The sequence below is a fragment of the Natrarchaeobius versutus genome (assembly GCF_041205745.1).
In the GTDB taxonomy this organism is placed as follows: Archaea; Halobacteriota; Halobacteria; order Halobacteriales; family Natrialbaceae; genus Natrarchaeobius; species Natrarchaeobius versutus.
Genome location: NZ_JBGFCC010000005.1, coordinates 163,341 through 183,155 on the forward strand (window position 1 = coordinate 163,341; position 19,815 = coordinate 183,155).

14 protein-coding genes are annotated in these 19,815 nt (G+C 62.7%); 6 read left to right on the forward strand and 8 right to left on the reverse strand.

Features of this window, described 5'->3' with window-relative positions; all coding sequences use genetic code 11:
* Nucleotides 1-754 precede the first annotated feature (754 nt).
* Both AB7C87_RS12875 and uvrB read left to right on the forward strand, forming a co-directional pair.
* Nucleotides 755-1,522 carry a DUF4397 domain-containing protein gene (locus tag AB7C87_RS12875; RefSeq protein ID WP_369729878.1) on the forward strand — a complete coding sequence of 256 codons (768 nt, stop codon included), beginning with the start codon at nt 755-757 and terminating at the stop codon, nt 1,520-1,522.
* A 194-nt stretch (nt 1,523-1,716) separates the two neighbouring features.
* A complete protein-coding gene (uvrB, locus tag AB7C87_RS12880; protein ID WP_369729879.1) occupies nt 1,717-3,774 on the forward strand; it encodes an excinuclease ABC subunit UvrB in 2,058 nt (685 codons plus the stop codon).
* An 89-nt stretch (nt 3,775-3,863) separates the two neighbouring features.
* Here uvrB and AB7C87_RS12885 read toward each other — a convergent pair whose 3' ends face one another.
* Nucleotides 3,864-4,091, reverse strand: coding sequence for a DUF7511 domain-containing protein (locus AB7C87_RS12885; RefSeq protein ID WP_160046193.1), 228 nt, complete (start codon nt 4,089-4,091; stop codon nt 3,864-3,866).
* Between the two features lie 274 nt (nt 4,092-4,365).
* On the opposite strand from AB7C87_RS12885, the gene AB7C87_RS12890 reads away from it, so the two are divergent.
* On the forward strand, nt 4,366-5,127 hold the full coding sequence (locus AB7C87_RS12890) for a DUF7260 family protein (RefSeq protein ID WP_369729880.1): 762 nt from the start codon (nt 4,366-4,368) through the stop codon (nt 5,125-5,127).
* A gap of 438 nt (nt 5,128-5,565) precedes the next feature.
* On the forward strand, nt 5,566-6,567 hold the full coding sequence (locus tag AB7C87_RS12895; protein WP_369729881.1) for a metallophosphoesterase family protein: 1,002 nt from the start codon (nt 5,566-5,568) through the stop codon (nt 6,565-6,567).
* Between the two features lie 69 nt (nt 6,568-6,636).
* Here the strand turns inward: AB7C87_RS12895 and AB7C87_RS12900 are convergent, their stop codons facing one another.
* The 7 genes from AB7C87_RS12900 to AB7C87_RS12930 form a co-directional block, all read right to left on the reverse strand.
* A complete protein-coding gene (locus AB7C87_RS12900; protein WP_369729882.1) occupies nt 6,637-9,093 on the reverse strand; it encodes a cbb3-type cytochrome c oxidase subunit I in 2,457 nt (818 codons plus the stop codon).
* Between the two features lie 115 nt (nt 9,094-9,208).
* Nucleotides 9,209-10,243 (reverse strand): phosphonate ABC transporter, permease protein PhnE, encoded by a 1,035-nt coding sequence (phnE, locus tag AB7C87_RS12905; RefSeq protein ID WP_369729883.1) that lies wholly within the window; start codon nt 10,241-10,243, stop codon nt 9,209-9,211.
* Nucleotides 10,240-11,088 (reverse strand): phosphonate ABC transporter ATP-binding protein, encoded by an 849-nt coding sequence (phnC, locus tag AB7C87_RS12910; protein ID WP_369729884.1) that lies wholly within the window; start codon nt 11,086-11,088, stop codon nt 10,240-10,242. The genes phnE and phnC (AB7C87_RS12910) overlap by 4 nt, the downstream gene beginning before the upstream one ends.
* Before the next feature lie 17 nt (nt 11,089-11,105).
* Nucleotides 11,106-12,176, reverse strand: a complete 1,071-nt coding sequence (locus tag AB7C87_RS12915) for a PhnD/SsuA/transferrin family substrate-binding protein (protein WP_369729885.1) — start codon at nt 12,174-12,176, stop codon at nt 11,106-11,108.
* Nucleotides 12,177-12,467: 291 nt separating this feature from the next.
* Complete coding sequence (locus AB7C87_RS12920; RefSeq protein WP_369729886.1) at nt 12,468-13,172, reverse strand: cupredoxin domain-containing protein; 705 nt, start codon at nt 13,170-13,172, stop codon at nt 12,468-12,470.
* A 254-nt stretch (nt 13,173-13,426) separates the two neighbouring features.
* Complete coding sequence (gene ppk1, locus AB7C87_RS12925) at nt 13,427-15,880, reverse strand: polyphosphate kinase 1 (RefSeq protein ID WP_369729887.1); 2,454 nt, start codon at nt 15,878-15,880, stop codon at nt 13,427-13,429.
* A 15-nt stretch (nt 15,881-15,895) separates the two neighbouring features.
* A complete protein-coding gene (locus tag AB7C87_RS12930) occupies nt 15,896-16,564 on the reverse strand; it encodes a metallophosphoesterase family protein (RefSeq protein WP_369729888.1) in 669 nt (222 codons plus the stop codon).
* Nucleotides 16,565-17,249: 685 nt separating this feature from the next.
* Between AB7C87_RS12930 and phnD the strand changes: the two genes are divergently transcribed.
* Both phnD and phnC (AB7C87_RS12940) read left to right on the forward strand, forming a co-directional pair.
* Nucleotides 17,250-18,254 (forward strand): phosphate/phosphite/phosphonate ABC transporter substrate-binding protein, encoded by a 1,005-nt coding sequence (phnD, locus tag AB7C87_RS12935; protein WP_369729889.1) that lies wholly within the window; start codon nt 17,250-17,252, stop codon nt 18,252-18,254.
* A gap of 771 nt (nt 18,255-19,025) precedes the next feature.
* Nucleotides 19,026-19,814: a phosphonate ABC transporter ATP-binding protein gene (phnC, locus tag AB7C87_RS12940; RefSeq protein WP_369729890.1), complete on the forward strand. Its 789-nt coding sequence runs from the start codon at nt 19,026-19,028 to the stop codon at nt 19,812-19,814.
* Nucleotide 19,815 lies beyond the last annotated feature (1 nt).

A 19,815-nucleotide genomic window follows, 5' to 3' on the forward strand; every position in this document is an offset into this window, starting at 1 on the left:
GCGTTCGTGCTATTGGATCTCCCAAAAGTGACAAATTCGTACACACATATGTGGTTTTATATGATCTTGTCTGTGGTTCGTTCGTGATGGTAACAAACGCTACCATTGATCACGAAAATCGAGACGAGGACACATCAAACCAATCGACTGCATCGAATCACAGAGAAGGAGTCGTGAATCGAATGCACAGCTCACCTTCAAATCGACAGTTTACGCAGTGTTGACGACTCAACTGATCCGGTTCAAGAAAATGATTGTTACCGACGTACACCGAAAATCTGTTATGTAGTCGATTATCACAGGCCGCACGGGAATCTCGACGAGTGCTCGGCTCTAGTAGACGCTGAAAGTCAGTCGCTACGATAGCACCAACCGGAGCAGGCGGCTTCTCCGTTCTCGATCGAACTCTGGCCGGAACCAGAGGATTACTGTCGCCGGCCGTCCCACCGCCGATCAATTGTTCGAAGCCGTCGTGGATCTGTGTTGACGGCCCACACACCTGCTATCGGGCTCACCCCACCCGCGCTCGAGGCGATTCCGCCCGCGAGGCGTTGGTCGGACCGTGGATAGAGAGTATGCGACCAGTTCCACTCCGTCGCGGGCGATCACAGTCGAGAGAACGTACTCACGTGTACGGACTGATTGCGGGCGATACAGCCTCCGTACAGCCCCTAGCGCGCCAGGGTAATCTTCGAAATCCATCGTTACTAACTACGACCTATTTCCCGAAGCGATCCTCTCACTCGAGTGCATCATGCCAGTATCACGACGTTCGGCACTGAAGGCAGTCGGCGCCACCGGTGGGCTCACCGTCGCCAGCGGGACCGTACTCGCGGTGGGTGAACACGACGACGACGAGCGAACGAAGAAGGGGGACAAACACGCGGACGACACACCTGACGACCCGGACGACCCGGCGGTTCCGGAGGCCGCGGTCCGCGTCGCTCACTTCGCACCGGACGCGCCGGCGGTCGACGTCTATATCGACGGTGATCAGGTGCTTTCGGAGTTCGCGTATGCCGACGTATCGCCGTACCTCGAGGTCGCACCGGGCGAGTACACGGTCACGATCACCGCAGCGGGCGATCCGCAGGCGGTCGTCTTCGACGGCGAGGTCGAGTTCGAAAGCGCGTTCTACACCGTCGCCGCGATCGGGGAACTCGGCGCGGAGACGTTCCGCCCGGAGATCCTCGTCGACGCCGGATCGGCCCTGGTTCGGGTCGCACACTTCTCGCCCGACGCGCCGGCGGTCGACGTCCTCGCCGACGGGGAGGCCATCTTCGAGAATCTCGCCTTCGAGGAGTCGACCAACTACCTCGCGGTCCCTGCAGGGAGCTACGAGCTGTCGATCACACCCGCTGGAGATCCCGAGACCGTCGTCGACTCCTTCGAGGTCGACCTCGACCTCCAGACGGCCTACACCGCGTACGCGATCGGCTACCTCGAGCCACCCGAAGAGTTCGAGGACCGTTCGTTCACCGTCCTCCCCACGGTCGACGGCGAATTCGGCGCGGACGACTGATACGGATCGCTGTAACGATGTACCGGCACAACCACCGTCCGGGTCGTGGTTGTGCCAAAAATGATTGACAGTAAACCGTATGAGGCGGTTAATCGACCGTCAGTTCCGGCGAGAGCGCGACCTCGATCGGCACCCGGCGACGAACCGCGATCCGATGCGAGCGGGTAAAGTGGCTCGAACCCCTGTCACCGATAATGAGTGACACACGAGGCCCACTCCAACCGGATCGCCCCGACGTCGACCACCCGTTCGAGGTCGATGCGCCGTTCGACCCGGCCGGCGATCAGCCACAAGCGATCGAGAAACTCGCCGACGGCTTTCGGTCGGGACTCCCCGAACAGACGCTTCTCGGCGTCACCGGCTCGGGAAAGACCAACACCGTCTCGTGGGTCATCGAGGAGGTCCAGAAGCCGACGCTCGTAATCGCACACAACAAGACGCTCGCCGCCCAGCTATACGAGGAGTTCCGGTCGCTGTTTCCCGACAACGCCGTCGAGTACTTCGTCTCCTACTACGACTACTACCAGCCCGAGGCCTACGTCGAACAGACCGACACCTACATCGACAAGGACGCCTCGATCAACGACGAAATCGACCGCCTGCGCCACTCCGCGACGCGCTCCCTGCTCACGCGCGAGGACGTCATCGTCGTCGCCTCCGTTTCGGCGATCTACGGCCTGGGTGACCCGCGAAACTACGTCGACATGTCGATGCGCCTCGAGGTCGGCGAGGAGGTCGGCCGCGACGACCTGTTGAAACGGCTGGTCGATCTTAACTACGAGCGCAACGACGTCGACTTCACCCAGGGGACGTTCCGGGTCCGGGGCGACACGATCGAGATCTTCCCGATGTACGGCCGCTACGCCGTCCGCGTCGAACTCTGGGGCGATGAGATCGACCGCATGATCAAAGTCGATCCGCTCGAGGGGAAGGCCAAGGGCGAACAGCGAGCCGTGCTCGTCCACCCCGCCGAACACTACTCGATCCCCGAGTCGAAACTCGAGCGCGCGATGGAGGAGATCCGTGACGACCTCGACTCTCGGATCTCGTACTTCGAGCGGGCGGGCGATCTGATCGCCGGCCAGCGCATCGAGGAGCGGACGACGTTCGACCTCGAGATGATGGCCGAGACCGGTTACTGTTCGGGGATCGAGAACTACTCGCTGTATCTCTCGGATCGCGAGTCGGGCGAAGCTCCCTACACCTTGCTCGATTACTTCCCCGAGGACTTCCTGACCGTCGTCGACGAATCCCACGTCACCCTCCCGCAGGTTCGCGGCCAGTACGCCGGCGACAAGTCCCGCAAGGACTCGCTGGTCGAGAACGGCTTTCGCCTGCCGACGGCCTACGACAACCGCCCGCTCACCTTCGAGGAGTTCGAGGAGAAGACCAACCAGTTACTGTACGTCTCCGCGACCCCGAGCGACTACGAGCGCGAGGAGTCCGGACGGATCGTCGAACAGATCGTCCGCCCGACTCACCTCGTCGACCCCGCGGTCGAGGTCTCGCCGGCGACCGGCCAGATCGACGACCTGCTCGAGCGGATCGACGGGCGGATCGACCGCGACGAGCGCACCCTCGTCACGACGCTCACGAAGCGGATGGCAGAGGATCTCACCGAGTATCTCGAAGAGTCGGGCGTCGACGTCGAGTACATGCACGACGAGACCGACACGTTAGAGCGCCACGAGATCATCCGCTCGCTCCGATTAGGCGAGATCGACGTCCTCGTCGGCATCAACCTCCTGCGGGAGGGACTCGACATCCCCGAGGTCTCGCTGGTCGCCATCCTCGACGCCGACCAGGAGGGCTTTCTGCGAAGCGAGACGACGCTCGTCCAGACGATGGGCCGAGCCGCCCGCAACGTCAACGGCGAGGTGGTGCTGTACGCCGACGACCCCTCGAGCGCGATGGAGTCGGCGATCGAGGAAACTCAACGCCGTCGCCGGATCCAGCGGGAGTACAACGAAGAACACGGCTACGAGCCGACGACGATCGAGAAAGAAGTCGGCGAGACGAACCTCCCCGGTTCGAAGACCGACACCTCGAGCGTCTCCGGGCGAGAGCTCGCGGACGAAGAGGAGGCCGCCCGCTACGTCGCCGACTTAGAAGAGCGCATGGAGGAAGCCGCGAGCAACCTCGAGTTCGAACTCGCGGCCGACATCAGAGACCGCATCCGGGAGGTCCGCGAGGAGTTCGACCTCGCGAGCGACGAGGACGAGGGGATCGCACCGCCGACCGAAGAGTTCTAATTGACGATCACGGACCGTCGACCGGTCGGTATCTCGCGGACCGATTTCGGATTTTCAGGGGGAGCGTCTCTCGCCACGTGTCGTGTCCGCTAGCGAACCTCGTCGAGTTCGACGAACGATCCCAGATCGGCCGACAGCCAGGTGGTCAACCGCTTCTCCTCTGGACACTCCTGTGGGACGACCGTACACCGGTCGGGACGGCTCTCGTACCGGACGACGATCGCCTCGAGATCGATCGACGATCGGGAGTACTCCGCCGCAGTCTCCAGTCGCTCCCGAACGCTTCGGTCGTCGTAGCCGCTTGCTGGATCACTCATGTGGAATCGGGGTCGATGATACCGTATCAGGAACTGTTCCCCGACCTACAAAGCCACTGCTAGTTGGGCTATTGAGACCTCTCGAGTGGTTCTAGTCGTTTCGTAGTCGTCGGGAACTGCCGGGTGGATAAAATCCCCGAGAGGTGGCCGGAGTCGGGAAACGACGTCGACCGGTCGTGGATCGCTATAGTTCTCCCTTCGGCTCGTGGGCGAACGTAGTCGTATAGTCGGCTATTATACACGTTCAACGTCACGCGGTGAGGAGCGTCTACGCGTGTCCAGCGCTACCCCAACGACGACGGTACTCGAGGAGGCGAGAAAGACGGCCCGGCGGGAGCGGCGGGTGCTGGCCGACGAAAAACGGGCGTTCGAGCGGTTTCACAGGCGCCTCGACGAACTCGAGGCGAGCCAGCCCCAGATAGCCGGTCGGCAACCGTTACAGTGTGGAACGCGAGCGAGCGGTCTTCAGACGGTCCGGAACGCGTACACGGAGACGGTTATGGACAGCCCACACTACGGCGACGAGTACGACGAGACGCCACTCGAGAGTATGGCCGAAGAGCTGGGTCCCGAACTCGCGGTCGCTGTCGCCCAACACACGTCGTTACACGCTCAGTTGAAGCGTTCGCTCCTCGAGGCGGCCGAGCAAGCGATCGAGAGCCGCGAGCGTATCCTCGACGCCATCGACACCGAGTCGACGGCGATCGGCGAGATCGAACGGGAGGTCGAAGACGTCGCCGACGAACTGAACGCCGTCCGCGCACAGCCGATCGACCGCCTCGAGTTCAACGCGCTCAGGCTCACCAGGGAACGACTGGACGAGCTACGGAGCCGGTGTGACGAACTCGCCGCGAAACGTCAGCGACAGATCCGACGGCGGCGCGGATTAACAATCGCGGAAATCGGGACGTTCGAGCGGTATCTGTACGACGAGCGCTCGAGCCCACACCCCGTTCTCGGATCGATCGCGGAACTTGGCGATCGAATCGAACGCACCCGATCACAGGTCGACCGTCGCCTCGCCATCGTGAGATGATCGGTTAGCCGCCTCTCCATCGTGACGTGTGACCGGTCACAATCTCCCCTCGTGACACCTTCGAAAGCAGACGGAATGAGCGAAGATCACGGTCACACACCACCGACGTCACCGACTCGAGAGCGACACGGAGACCTCCGGAGGCGAAGTACCCGCTCCATTGTCGCCCGTAGCGGATCCGACCGCACCGTTGTCGCCCGTAGCGGATCCGACCGCACCGTTGTCGCCAGTAGCGGATCCGACTGCTCCATTGTTACCCGGAGACGATCCACCAGCGGGGAGGATCTATCGATCCACACGGAGCCCCAATATAAACCTAGTTCTTCCCGAGAGCAATAGCATTCGACATGGGACGTAGTTGGGAGTTGTACCCGGAACGGCTCCGGCCCGTTCGAACAGCCGGTCGCAACCGAGGACGAAGACTCGAGACGGGTGACGATGGACGCTACTGAGTGTGGCCTTTCCGCCGTCGGCGATCGATTGTTGCTCGCCCAGTTTGCCCGGCCGCGGGCCGACCGTCGGACCAGACTCGCGGTTCTCGGCGATCCACACGTCGCGACCCGATCACGGGAGACCTACCGGGTGTTCCACCGCACCGAACAGCGCCTCCGGACCGCGATCGACGACTGTAACGAACGGGACGTCGACCTCGTCGTGTTTCCCGGCGATCTCACGAAAGACGGAGAGCCGTGGAACTACGACCGCGTCGACGTTTTGCTCGAGGAACTCGAGCGGCCGTTCGTGGCGACCCCCGGCAATCACGACCTCCAGAAACGCCAGGACGAACACGACTGTCCGTCGCCGTCTGCGTTCGCCGATCGGTACGCCTCTGGGTCGTTGCCGGGGCGCTACGAGATGGACGAAATCGACCTCTTCGTACTGAACAGCGCGTCGGGACCCGACGGCGCGTACACGGACACACACCGAGGGCTCGTCTCGAGCGACCAGATCGAGTGGCTCGACGAGGAACTCGAGGGGACGACGGCCCCGATCGTCTGCTGTCATCACAACCCGATGCCGATCGTGAACGACCCGCTGTGCCAGAGCCAACCCTGGCGGACGTTCACCATGCGTCGACGGGAGCGGCTCCGGTCGGTCCTCGAGAAACACGACGTTGGGCTGGTGCTCTCCGGACACCACCACCTCCCGGCGGTGGTCCGTCACGGCGAGACGAGACAGCTCATCGCCCCCGCGCTCGCGTCGTATCCGCAGGCGTACTGTCTCCTCGAAATCGACGAGGACGGGACGTCGGTCTGGCTGGTTTCGGTCGCGGGCGAGGCAGGTCGATCGGAGGCCTACGAGCTGGCCGAAGCGGGGCCGACGTTTCGGCGGACGCTCCTCGGCATCACCGAAGACGCACTCGAGGACTCGCCGCTGCTCTCGGAACCGCCGCTGATCGTCGGCTCACCCTCGGTCGGGGCGGCGAAACCGGTCCGATAACCCGCGAGTAGCGATCGGTCGACGGGAGGATACGAAGCGATCACGGAGAAAACCGAGAGTCGAGCGACGCTACATCAGGTAGAACAGCGGGAAGAGGATCACCCAGACGATGTCGACGAAGTGCCAATAGAGCCCGAAGAACTCGACGGGTCGGTGATCCTCGAGGTAGGCGTCGACGCGGACGATTCGGACGAGCATGAACACGGCGATACTCATGCCGATGATCACGTGTAAGGCGTGGAGCCCGGTCGTCACGTAGTAGATGGAGTATTCGATGCCGGTCCACCAGTACTCGCCTTGCTGGAACTTGACGTTGTACTCGAACGCTTTGACGCTCATGAACACGAACCCGAGTGCGAGCGTCGCGCCGAGGGCACCGATCAGTCCGCGCTTGTTCCGGCGTTCTGCAAACACCAACGCGAGGACGACCGTGAAACTCGAGGTGATCAGGACGTACGTGTTGAGCAGACCCGGCCAGGCGGCGAAGGGGACGGTCGTCCAGTCACCCCAGCCGGCGTGGAGACGCAAGAAGACGTACGAGCCGATCACCGCACCGAAGAGGACGACGTCGGAGGCGAGAAACACCCAGACGCCCATCTTCGTGTCGTCGACGCCGTCGAAGGGCCAGCGCTCGGCGATCGCGAGTTCGGGGACGGTGAACTGCTCCCTGCCGAACTGGATGGCCGTCGCCGCGAAGATCGCGAAACCGACGACCGTGAGCACGGGGTAGACGATCGAGGGATCGGGCGAGCCGACGATGTCGTGTCCGCGGGCCGCCGCGAACTGTTCGACGTACGGAGTGATCCCCGAGAGCCCGAGCAAGAAGACGAACAGCCCGAACGCGATCCCGAGCGGCCAGATGCTCGCGTGATCCGCGTGTTCTGTGTCGACGGCGCTCGCTGGTTCGGCCCCGGTCGTCCCGCCGTCCGGAACGCCGGCTCGTTCGTCGACGAACTCGAGGCGTCCCGTTTCGTAACTGGGTCGGCCGGTCCAGTTCTCGAGCGGCGGCGGTGATCTGGTCGCCCACTCGGCCGTCCGCGAGTACTCCCACGGGTTGTCGGGAGCGGTCGGGCCCGCGAGGAGGCTCTTTCCGAGCGCGTAGAACATGATCAGAAACGACGCGCCGAAGACGAACGCGCCGACGGTCGAAGCCTGATGGTAGACCGTCAACTCGGGGTTGAAGTGAAAGACGCGTCGCGGCGTCTCCCAGGCGAGAAACTGCGGGAAGTAAAGCAGGTTGAAGCCGACGAAATAGACGGCGAAGTGAAGCTTTCCGAGCGCCTCCGAATACATCTTGCCGGTGATCTTCGGCCACCAGTAGTAGATTCCGCCGACCAACGCGGTCACGCCGGCGGCCATCACGTAGTGAAAGTGGGCAACGACCCAGTAGGTGCCACGGAACTCGTAATCCAGAACGACCGCACCGAGGAACACCCCGGTGATGCCGCCGAGGATGAACAACACGAGCGCGCCGAGATTAAATAGAAACGGCGTCGTAAACCGCACCCGACCTTTGACCATCGTGTAGATCAGCGCGAAGACCATCAGGTCGAAGGGTAACGAGATCCCGATCGTCGTCGCCATCATCAGCGTCTTGATCTCCAAGTTGATCGTCGTCAGGAACATGTGGTGCATCCAGACGAGAAACGACTGGATGGCGACCAGCACCATCGAGATGATGACCCACTTGCGCCCGACCAGCCGTCGACCAGTAAACGTCTGGAACGTCTCGAACATGATCCCCAACGCGGGGAAGAAGACGATATACACCTCCGGATGACCGAAGAACCAGAACAGGTGCGCCCACAGCAGACTCGAGCCCTGATCGGTCGAAAAGTACTGGGTGAGGAGAACTCGATCCGATCCCAACATCAACAACGCGGCGAGCAAGGTCGCGAACGCGAACAGCATCATCCAGATCGTCAGCAGGATCGACCAGGTGAAAAGCGGCATATTCCACAGCCCCATCCCCTCCGCCCGGTGGCGGTGGATCGTCACGAGAAAGTTCACGGAACCGACCGTCACGGAGGCGACGAACAGGATCAACGCGAGCACCGTCGCGGTGCCGCCGGTCGTCGCTTCCATCGCCGGGGTGTACATCGGCACGTTAAGCGGTGCGTACATCGTCCAACCGCCCGCGTAGGTCCCGCCCTGGAAGAACGAGAAGACGACCAGCAAAAGCGAAAAGAGGTACAGCCAGTAGCTCAGCGCGTTCATCCGCGGGAACGCGAGGTCTTTCGCACCGATCTGCAACGGAACGAGGTAGTTCGCCAGCGCGAGTCCGAGCGGCGAGATGAACCAGAAGATCATGAGCAACCCGTGTGCGGACACCGACTGGTTGTACGTATCGCCCGTGAGTAGTCCCGTTCCACCTGGAACCCACAGTTGCGTTCGGAAGAGAAGCGCGAGGACGCCGGCGAGTAAAAACGTGAACATCGCCGTCACGAGGTACAACACCCCGATGTCCTTGTGGTTCGTCGTGACGAGCCACCGTTTGACCGACGTCACGGGCGGAAGGTCGCTCATGTCACCCAGGCGTACGTCGACGGTGCACGAAGAAGCGCAACCTGCACTGGCAACGTCCTTGTCGAGGTGGGCTCCCCTCGAGTTCGGAACGGTGGTTCGAGTCGATCACCAGAGATCACTTCGAGAGCGACTCGACGAGCCGTCGTGGCAACCCGACGATCAGCTCTCGAAGCCCCATCGGCTCCTCGTCCGCCCGGAGCCGTGCTCGCGTCCGCTGGCTGAACAGTTCGACCGAGATGATCAACAGGAAGATACAGAGCAGCGTCGCCATCGCGTTGGTGAACTGGAACAACCCCTGCTGGACGTCGAGGATCTGGCCGAGGCCGCCGGCGCCGATGACGCCGAGCGAGACCGCGATCCGGACGTTGATCTCGAAGATGTAGAGCGTCCAGGCGATGTAGGGCGTCGTCACCTGGCTCAACATGCCGAACGTGATCGTCTGCGGGCGGTTCGCGCCCGTCGTCTCCATCGCCTCGATCGGCCCGTCGGAAATCTCCTCGAGTTCGTCAGTAAAGAGCCGGCCGAGGTTGCCGATCGTGTCGATCGCGATCGCGAGCGTCGCGGCGGCGGGACCGAGCCCTGCCAAGGGGATCAATATCAACGCCCAGACGAGCGCCGGAATCGAGCGGATCGCCGACATCGTCCCGCGGAAGACGAAGTTGAGCGGGAACGGCGTCACGCGCTCGGAGCCGAGGATGCCGAACAATAATGCGAGCGGAAAGCCGAGTATCGTCCCCGCGAGCCCCATCGCGAGGGTGATCCCGGCCTGTCCGAACACCGAGAACATCCCCAGTTCGTCGACGAAGAACGCGACCGGGTCGGTGAGGAGCAGACGGCCGACGTCGGGATCGAACAACAGCTGTCGTTCGGAGATGAACGCCCAGTACTGTGCGACGTCCAGAAACGGGATGACGCCGAAGTACAGCGTGATCGGGAAGAAATCCCGTAACGACTCGGCGAAAAACGAGAGGTTGTACTCCTCGCCGAACATACCGACGGCGGAAAGTGCCTGTACGAACAGGAAGCCGACGACGCCGACGAGCATCACCACCCCGACGGCTCGACGGCGGCGCGCGGCGCGGATTCGGTCGTACTGATCGACGACGCGTTCCGGCCAGCCGCCGCGATCGGTTCGGTGTTCGTCGCTCACGGGTCCGCCCCCTCCGACGCGCCGACGGCGGGCGTTCTCTCGCCGGTGGCGCTCCGATCGTTCGAGGGGCGGGTTCTCCCCTCGTCGGCCCCGCCATCGCCGTCCGTCCGAGCGAACATTCCGTCGGTGTCGACGTCGCCGTAAATCTCGTCGATGACGTCCATCGTGAACTCCTCGCGGTAGCCGTCGAACACCTTCCGTCCGTCCCGGAGGCCGATGAACCGCTGGCCGAACTTGCGTGCGAGATTGACCTGATGGAGGCTGATGAGCGCCGTCAGATCGCGTTCGGTCGCCGCCTCCTGCAGATAGCGCATTACCTGCTGTGCGCTTCCGGGATCCAGGCTCGCGACCGGCTCGTCCGCCAGCAAGACGTTCGGGCGCTGGACCAGCGCACGGGCGATGCCGACGCGCTGTTGCTGGCCGCCGCTCATCCGACGGGCCTTCTGCTGGGCCTCCTCGAGTAAGCCGACCGTGTCGAGTGCGTCGAGCGCTCGGTACTTCTCCTCGGAAGCGTGAAGCTGGAGGAGACTCTCGACGTACCGACTCCGGTGTAAGGCGCCGGTGAGCGCGTTCGAGAACGCGCTCATGTTGTCGATGATGTTGTGTTGCTGGAAGATCATCGCGACGTCCTCGCGGGGTTCGGTCACGGACTGACCGTCGAGGCGAACCGCTCCGCTGGTAGGCTCCGTCAGCCCGTTCAGACACCGCAACAGCGTCGACTTGCCCGATCCGGAGACGCCGAGGACGACGACGAACTCGCCGCCGGGTATCTCGAACGAGACGTCCTCGAGTGCGACGGTGTCGCCAAACTCCTTCGTCAATCCGTCAGCTATGAGCCTGCTCATGTGAAAAAACGGTTCGATCAGGAGATGTCCTCGAACTCGAGGCCGAGTTCCTCGAGGACGTCCTCGATCGGTTCGTAATCCTCGTGAGTGCCGGGTTCGACGCCGTCGAACCACAGTTCCTCGCCGTCGTAACTATCCCCGTGTGCGAGGTCTTCGGGTTCGACGCTCAAGATCGCCTCCTCGATCTCCTCGCGGATCGGGTCGTTCCAGTCGGCACGGGCCATAAGCGGCGCCCGCGGGATGGGATCGGAGACCGCGAGCAACTGGAGTTCCGGCTCCTCGGAGCCGGCGCCGTCGTACTCGGAGGAGATTTCGACGAACTCGGGGGAGTGTTCGTCGAACTGTTCCTGGGGAACGTGGGGTGCCGTCGAGAACGCGCCGGTGGTCGCCGCCGCGATCGACGGGTTCTCGATCAGTTGATCCCGGGCGGTCGAGTGATCGGAGTACCGCGGGGTGAAATCGACCGGATCGCCGTCTGGCGCGGTTCCGGTATCGAGCCCCGCGCGGCTGAGCACCGTCATCGGGACGAGCGTCCCCGACACCGACATCGTATCACCCATCGCGATCTCCTCGCCCTCGAGGTCCGCGAGTTCCTCGATGTCGCTGTCGGGCGTGGTCGTGATGAGCGAGAAGTACTGCGCGGAGCCGAAGGCGACGCGCATCCCGATCACGTCGGCGATCTCGCGAGCCGCCACGGCCGCCGACGGCGAGGTGTCGGCGAGTTCGCCGGATCCCCGGCGAAGTTCCTGAATCGTCGCCGTGTAGCTGGCCGCTCGCGTCGTCTCGATCGCGACGTCGACTTCGGACTCGATGTACTCGAAAAATGGCTGGTACTGGGCCTCGACGTCGACGTCGGCTTCCGCCGGGTTGAGAATCCAGTCGATTTCGGTCGTCTCCTCGACCGATCCCGCGGTCGCACCCGACGCTTCCCCACCGGAATCGTCGCCACCGTTGCCGTTACCACCGTTTCCGCCGCTCGCGTCGCCGTTTTCGTCGTCCAGACAGCCGGCCGCAACACCCACACCGAGTACGCCGCTGGTTGCCAGAAACCGTCGTCGGGTACTCGTCGATGCTGATTGGTTTTCCATCCTCGTTCGTGGAGTCGATGCGGTTCGAACAACACTGTTTATAATATTGATACGAACTGGGCCGGGCCAGTACGTTCCGTTCCATAGGCACACGTATCTCTCCGAAGACTGCAACCGGTACGCACTCACGTCCGAACGGACCGGCGACTCGTCTCGAGAGAGGAAATCGGTAACGTCGAGGCAGAACCCGTCGACGCCGGGGTCCCGGCCGCGAGCGAACGAGAAGGTCTCGAGGGTGGGATGATCGGCGGCGAACGAAACGGCCGGGTTCAGCGGAGCTGTCGTAACCGATCAGCCCGGACAGCCGCAATCGTCGGATGCCGCGACGAGCAGCGATCGGGTCCGTTCGTTCAGGTCGCCGAGGGCGACCCGTACCCGGTCGGGATAGTCGTCGGGCGCGGTCAGCGCGGGTTCGTCCGCCGGATCCGGACGCCCGACGACGAGCCGGCCGAACAGGAACTCCTCGTGGCGCGTACAGAGGTAATCGTAGACCCCCTCACGGTCGAATGCCCGCTCGAATCGTTCACCCTCCTCGAGAGCGGCGCTCCGCCAGTTCGTGGCGCCGACCGGTGTTCGTCGGCCGATCGGGACGACGTCGTGTCGGCCGCGGTCGTCGCGGTTGATCCACGTGACGCGCCCGCCCGGTTTCAGCCAGACGAGCTGAGGATCGAATCGAACGTCGTCCTCGCGGACAATTTCGACCGTCCGCTCTGTGGCCATCTCGGAGAGAGCGGCCGAACGGGACTGTGATCCGCCGGAGCGTTCGGACGTGTCGTCCCCGCCGCTGTTCGAGGCGGCCCTCGAGTCGATCGCGGACTCCGTCTCGGTGTCGGATCGCTCCGCCGGAGCGCCCGCGAGACAGCCGGCGATCGGGACCGAAACGACGAGACCGACACTCGAGAGTACTTCCCGTCGCCCCGGTCTCGCCGTCACCGACGGAGCGGGCGACCGCTCGTCGCGACTTGACTCACTCGACTCGTCCCAATTCTCCGCCATCAGTGGCTACTCGACGCGTGTCCTGAATAACCCTGCTAGTAGTGATACGTCGTGGTGGAAACACCACAATAGCGAACACAGTCGACGTTGTGCGAACGTCACGCACAGTACCGTCGTCGACTGGCCCCGCTTCTCGAGCGTTTGCGTTTCCGATCGACGGACTCTGCCGGGGTTTCGATCGCCCACGGACAATCGGGTCGGGAGCGACGACGAGAGTTCTGGAAACGACGACGAGAACGAACCACCGGAGACGGTCACTCCTCTCCGAGCCAGTCCCGGCGTCGGGAACGCCGATCACGGGCCGCGTGCATGAACGTCTCGTGGGCGTCGTACTCCGCGCCGTCGCTCGCGGGACGACACCGTTCGTAGGTGCCGTCCGAGCACATCCGCCACCTGTTCGCCGTATCGCGGAGCAAGGTTTCGAGGATTCCCTCGAGCGTCTCGCACAGCCGTGGATCCTCGATCGGCGCGACGGCCTCGACGCGGTTGTCGAGGTTTCGCGACATCCAGTCGGCCGAACCGATGAAGTACCGCTCCTCGCCACCCGCTCGGAAGTAGAACACGCGGGAGTGCTCGAGGAACCGACCGACGACGCTGTAGACGTCGATCGTTTCGCTGACCGCCTCGAGTCCGGGCCGGAGTCGACAGATGTCGCGGACAATCAGATCGACGTCGACGCCGGCCATCGACGCCCGGTAGAGTTCGCGGATGATCGCCGGATCCTCCAAGCGATTCATCTTGGCGACGATGCGTGCGTCTTCGCCGTTTCGGGCGCGCTCAGCCTCCTCGCGCACGAGGTCGACAAACCGTTCGCGCATGTTACCCGGCGCGATGAGCAGTTTGCGGTACTCGCGGTGCATCGAGTGACCCGTAAAGTAGTTGAACAGCCTGACGAGGTCCTGGCCGACGTCCCGATCCGCGGTCAGCAGACCGAGGTCCTCGTACCGTTTTGCGGTCTCGGAGTGGTAGTTGCCGGTACCGACGTGAGAGTACAGCCACACGCCGTCGTCCCCCCTACGAACGACAAGTGACGTCTTCGTGTGGGTCTTGTAACCGATCGTTCCGTAGGCGACGTGGATCCCCTCCTCCTCGAGTTTCTTTGCCCACTCGAGGTTGTTCTTCTCGTCGAAGCGAGCTTTGAGTTCGACCATCACCGCGACCTGCTTGCCGTTCCGGGCGGCTTCGATCAGGCTCTCGATCACCTGCGAGTCGCTCGCGGTCCGGTAGATCGCCGCCTTGATCGCCAGTACGTCCGGATCGTTCGCCGCCTCCTCGAGAAACCGCTGGACGGTCCCCTCGAAGGAGTGATACGGGTGGTGGACGAGTACGTCTCCCTCCGAGACGACGTCGAAGACGCTCCGCCCGTCCTCGCGCCCACCCAGTCGGGGGTGTGGCTGTGGCGTCCAGTCGGAAAGGCGCAGGTCGTCGCGCTCGAGGTCGACCAGTTCGTCGAAATCCCGATAATCGAGCGGCCCCGCGAGCCGGAACACCTCCCGGTCGCCGAGGTCGAGTTCGTCCGTGAGGATGTCGAGGATCGCCCCGGGCGCCTCGGGTTCGATCTCGAGTCGCACCGCCGTGGCGAACCGTCGCTCTTCCAGAACTTCCTCGATCATCTCGATGAGATCCTCGGCGACCTCCTCGTTGCGCCGGACCTCGGCGTTGCGGGTCACGCGAAAGAGGGCGGTGTCGACCACTTCGACGTCGGGAAACAACAGATCGAGGTTCTCACGCACCACGTCCTCGAGGAGAACGTACCGGGCGTCGTCGTCGATTTCGACGAACCGAACCTGGTTGCGCGGGATCTTCACCCGAGAGAACGTGTACTCCGCGTCGGGACGCTCCCGCGTGAGGACGGCGAGTGAGAGGCTCTGATTCGAGATGAACGGGAACGGATGCGCCGGATCGAACGTCAGCGGGGTGAGCGTCGGCAGGACAGAGCTCTCGAAGTGGTCGCGAACGTCAGTTCGTTCGTCCGACGAGAGGTCGTCGTACTCGACGAGTTCGATCCCCGCGTCGGCGAGCGCTGGTCGGATCTCCTCGCGGTAACACGCACTCTGTCGGTCGAACAGCGAGCGCGCCTCAGTCAGGACCTCCTCCCACTGCTCCGCCGGTGTTCGACCATCCGGCGTTGCGTCCGTCACTCCGGCGGCGATCTGTTGTTTCAACCCGCCGACCCGCTTGCGGAAGAACTCGTCGAGATTACGGGTGAGAATCGCGAGGAACTTCACTCGCTCGAGCAGGGGGTTCGATTCGTCGGTCACCTCGTGGAGCACCCGACGCTGAAAGGCGAGTTCGCTCAGTTCGCGATTGAGGTAGTACTCGGGTGCCGAGAGATCGACCTCGCTCTCGGGAGTCACCGCCTTCGCTTCGGTTGGCGCGTCCTCGGTCGTGGGCGACGTGGTGGCGTCTTCGCCGCCGGAAGCATCGAAGCGAAACGCGATCGAATCGGTCGGCTCGTCCGATGGAACGGGTTCGTTCTCGTCCGAAGACTCGGCCTGAACGTCGCGTTTCGCTCCGGTGACCGGCGCGGTCTCGTCCGCTAATTCGCGTCCGTCCGTCACGCGGCATCCGTTCGCTCGCTCGACTCCACCGTCGTCGCTGGTCGATTCATCGTCGAATCGATCACTCCCAGCGCTGGCGGCATCCCCCGATCGATCCGATTCATCGTTGTCCGAGCCATCCTCGTCGGATTGACTGTCGCTGCCCATCGATTTCGACCCCCGCTAGCGCCCCTCCACGGGGACGAATTTGTCGTCGGATCGGCTCGTATGTTCCGTCGTCGAAACGGTGACAAACCGTTCGCGGCGGACGTCGTAGGCGGTCAGATACCCGCCGTAAACACAGCCGGTATCGAGACCGACAGCCCACTCACACTCGAGTGGTTCCTCGAGGACTGTGTGACCGAAAAACACCCGCGGCGGCCCCTCGTATGCGTCGAACCAGAACGGGCCGTCGTAGCCGTCTCCGTTCGGAGAGCGCATCGTCAGCACGTCCCGACCCGAGTGCGACGTGAGCGGCCGGCTCGGATCGACGCCGCCGTGGACGACGAGCCCACCGTCCCACGAAATCGCGAGCGGGAGCGACTCGACGTACCGGTACTCGGCCGACCCGAACTCCGACAGCCCGGCTTCGCCCTCGAGGAGTTTCTGTTCGTTGTTGCCACGGACCGAACACAGCGTCGGCGATCGTCGAACGCGCTCGAGAACGGCGACGCTCTCGGGGCCTTTGCGGACGAGGTCACCGACGAAGATCGCGAGGTCGTTCTCGCCGAGGTCGAGCGTCTCGAGCAACTGCTCGAGCGCGTCGAGACAGCCGTGGACGTCGCCGACGACGTAGACGTCGTCGTACGACTCGAGGTCGATGCGCCGGTGATCGAACGGGACGGAATACATTGACGCGGGTGGAGTGGCGGTCACGAATCGTTCGAGAACGTGTTCGAAGACGGACTGATAAGCCGTTTATATGTTCTGGACGTACGGCTACGTAGCGGCGTATAGCGAAACGTATCCGACAGAACGGCCAGTAGTCGTGTCGAGCCTTCTCCGGTGGGACGGATCCGACAGGGGCAGTCCTCCTATCTCGAGGCGCCGACGTCCGACGGACCGGTTCGGTGGTAAGCGCCGGTGAATCACGAGACCGCCGACCTGGACAGAGATTGACGAGGATCGACCGATTCGGACGTCGTTTGGAGCTACGTGGAGGACTGGACCGGTACAGCGGACACAGTCGAACCCGGACAGATACGTGCCGGTCGGTAGGGTCAAGAGCGAGTGTGCGCAAAACGACGGTGATTGTGTGACTCCCCATTCGATGCGTTCTGCACAATATACCCAATAGCAGGCTTCATTAGCTCGAATTGCGGGTATTTCGATGATGCCTCACGAACCTCGGTCAGACTCGAATCGATCGCGACGAGCGTTCCTCCTGACGGGCGCCGCGACGGCGATCACAGTCGCCGGCTGTACAGAATCGGACGGTACTGGTGGCACGGAACTATATGAGAGTGACTCACAAGCGGAATCTTCCGAGGCCGGGGCTGGGCTCGGGAGAGGAGAGATTGGCGAAATCGACGATCCGATGCTCTCCGACGAGTTCGATTCCGTCGACCCTGCGTGGAATGACAACAACTACCTCGGCAGAGTCGTCGACGAGTCCGGATTCCACAGAGGGACACTCGACGACCTCGAGGCGATGTGGGAGCTGGACGTCGACGAACCGGCGAACGGTGACCCGGTGACGGAAACGCCCGACGACCCTGCGGAGTGGTTGGATCCCGACGTGATCACGTTCGTCGATAATCCGGACGAAACGAGAGCACCCACCTACGACGACGATATGGAACCGTTGAGAGAGCGAATGGAAGCCGAAACCGGAAAAGAAATCGAGTTTATGACTGTCAGTTCGTACGCAGCAACGGTTGAAGCCCTGCGGGCAAGACAGGCACACGCTGGCGCTGTTCCTGCGGGATCGGTCCCGTGGGCCGCCAATCTCGCGGATTACGTCCCGGTCGCCACCAGGATCAGTGGTGACGACTTCGGGTATCGGTTGTACGCTCTCACCCGCGCAGATATGAACGACATCCAGTCAGTCGAGGATTTCGCGGGGAGGAACATCGCCCACGCGGATCCGGGATCCAACTCCGGCCACCAGGCGCCATCGGCGTTCTTCGACGACTTTTTCGGCGTCACAGCCGGCGAAGATTACGAGATCGAGTTTTCGGGCGGACACGATCAGTCCGTCCGAGGGATCGGTTTCGGGGACTACGAAGCCGGGCCGGTGTGTAGTACGTGTATGGAAAATACGATCGAACACACCGACGAACTCGAGTGGGACGATTTCAAGATCGTCTGGGCGAGCGAGCCGTTCGTCGGCGGCAACTGGGGATTGGTCGCCGATCTCCATCCGGACATCAAAGAGGGCCTCGAGCGGGCGTGGCTCGAAACGGACTGGGACGAGACGGGTGTCGTCGATTTGCCACACGGTTGGACTGACGCCGTCGAGATCGATTACAAGCGCCACTATCACAACATTCTGGTCACGCAAGCGTACTTGGATACCGAGTACGAGACGGGAGAGCTCTGAACGGTTCGAACGCGCCGGTAGTAGGCTGGGCCGGATGACGTTCACGGACGCTGTTCGAGCGTACGACGACGGCAGCGATCGGTGGCACCGGCCCGTCGTGAAATCGACGACCAGTTGAACACTCACGGATCCTCCGGTGAAGTCGATGTCGGGCGTCGCCGAATGGCGATCGGTCCGTTCGTCGAAGGTCGGTCGTTTTTGGAATCGTGTCCGCCAGTGAGACGGGGTACACACGACGGAGGCGAAGTCATCCAGTACTGGACCGCCAGAGAAACCGGAGACATTCATCGAACTGGACCGGTATATAGTAATCGTCGAAGCGATATACTCACTGCTCACACTCGAGCGGGAGTACAAGTGGCTACTACACGTCATTTCACACCTGATCGCCAGACGAAAAGCGCGGTTCGGAGCGTGCGCGGTTCGAAGCGAACGGAGTGAGCGAGAACCGCGGGAATGCGAACGGGGAGGAACGACCCGTGAGTTCGGCGATCAGTGTGTCAATCGTTGCAGTTGGTACGATATAGTGTCCTCAGTGGAGACTGAACTGGTACGTGGTAGATAGTAGTTGCTACGTCGAGGGCAGTTAGTGCAGTGGTAATTCTGCAGGATCCGGATCGGTCATTTGCTACAATATACCCAATAGCAGGCTTCATTAGCCCGAGAACACCGGGTATAGGTGATGGTTCGTGAACCTCGATCCCGGTCAAGGACCGGCCCGTCCGTATCCCGTCCGAAAAACGCGCTAACGTGAACTAATCAGACAGATCAATGCTCGAAACACACGACCTTCGAAAGGTGTACCCGACCGGCGACGAAGCGTTGACAGGTATCTCGACGACGATCGACGGCCAGGAGTTCGTCGCGATGATCGGCCCAAGCGGCGCCGGAAAGAGTACGTTCGTCAGGTGTATCAACCGACTGACCGAGCCGACGTCCGGAACCGTCGAACTGGACGGCACCGACCTGACTGCGCTGTCGAGTGCCGGATTACGAGACACCAGACGGAACATCGGAATGATCTTCCAAGAGTACAACCTCGTCGAACGCCTGACCGTGATGGAGAACGTCCTCTCCGGTCGGCTGGGCTACGTCTCGAACTGGGCGGCGTTCAGGCGACAGTTCCCACAGGAAGACGTCGAACTCGCCTACGAGATCCTCGAGCTCGTCGGACTCGACGGAATGGAGAACAAACGCGCGGACGAACTCTCCGGCGGACAGCGCCAGCGCGTCGGGATCGCCCGCGCGGTCGTCCAGAACCCGAAGATCCTCCTCGCGGACGAGCCGACCTCGAGTCTCGATCCGGAGACTTCCCACGACGTGATGGAACTGCTGACCGACATCGCTACCGACCACGACATACCGGTGTTGATCAACATCCACGAGGTCGACCTCGCCGTCGGGTACGCAGACCGGATTCTCGGGCTACACGACGGCGACCTCGTCTTCGACGGCCCGCCGGAGGAACTCACCGACGAGGCCCACGGGGTCATCTACCGCGGTGAGGAGCCGGCAACGACCGAGGCCAAACGGGCGATTCCCGCCGGCGGGAGACGATAAG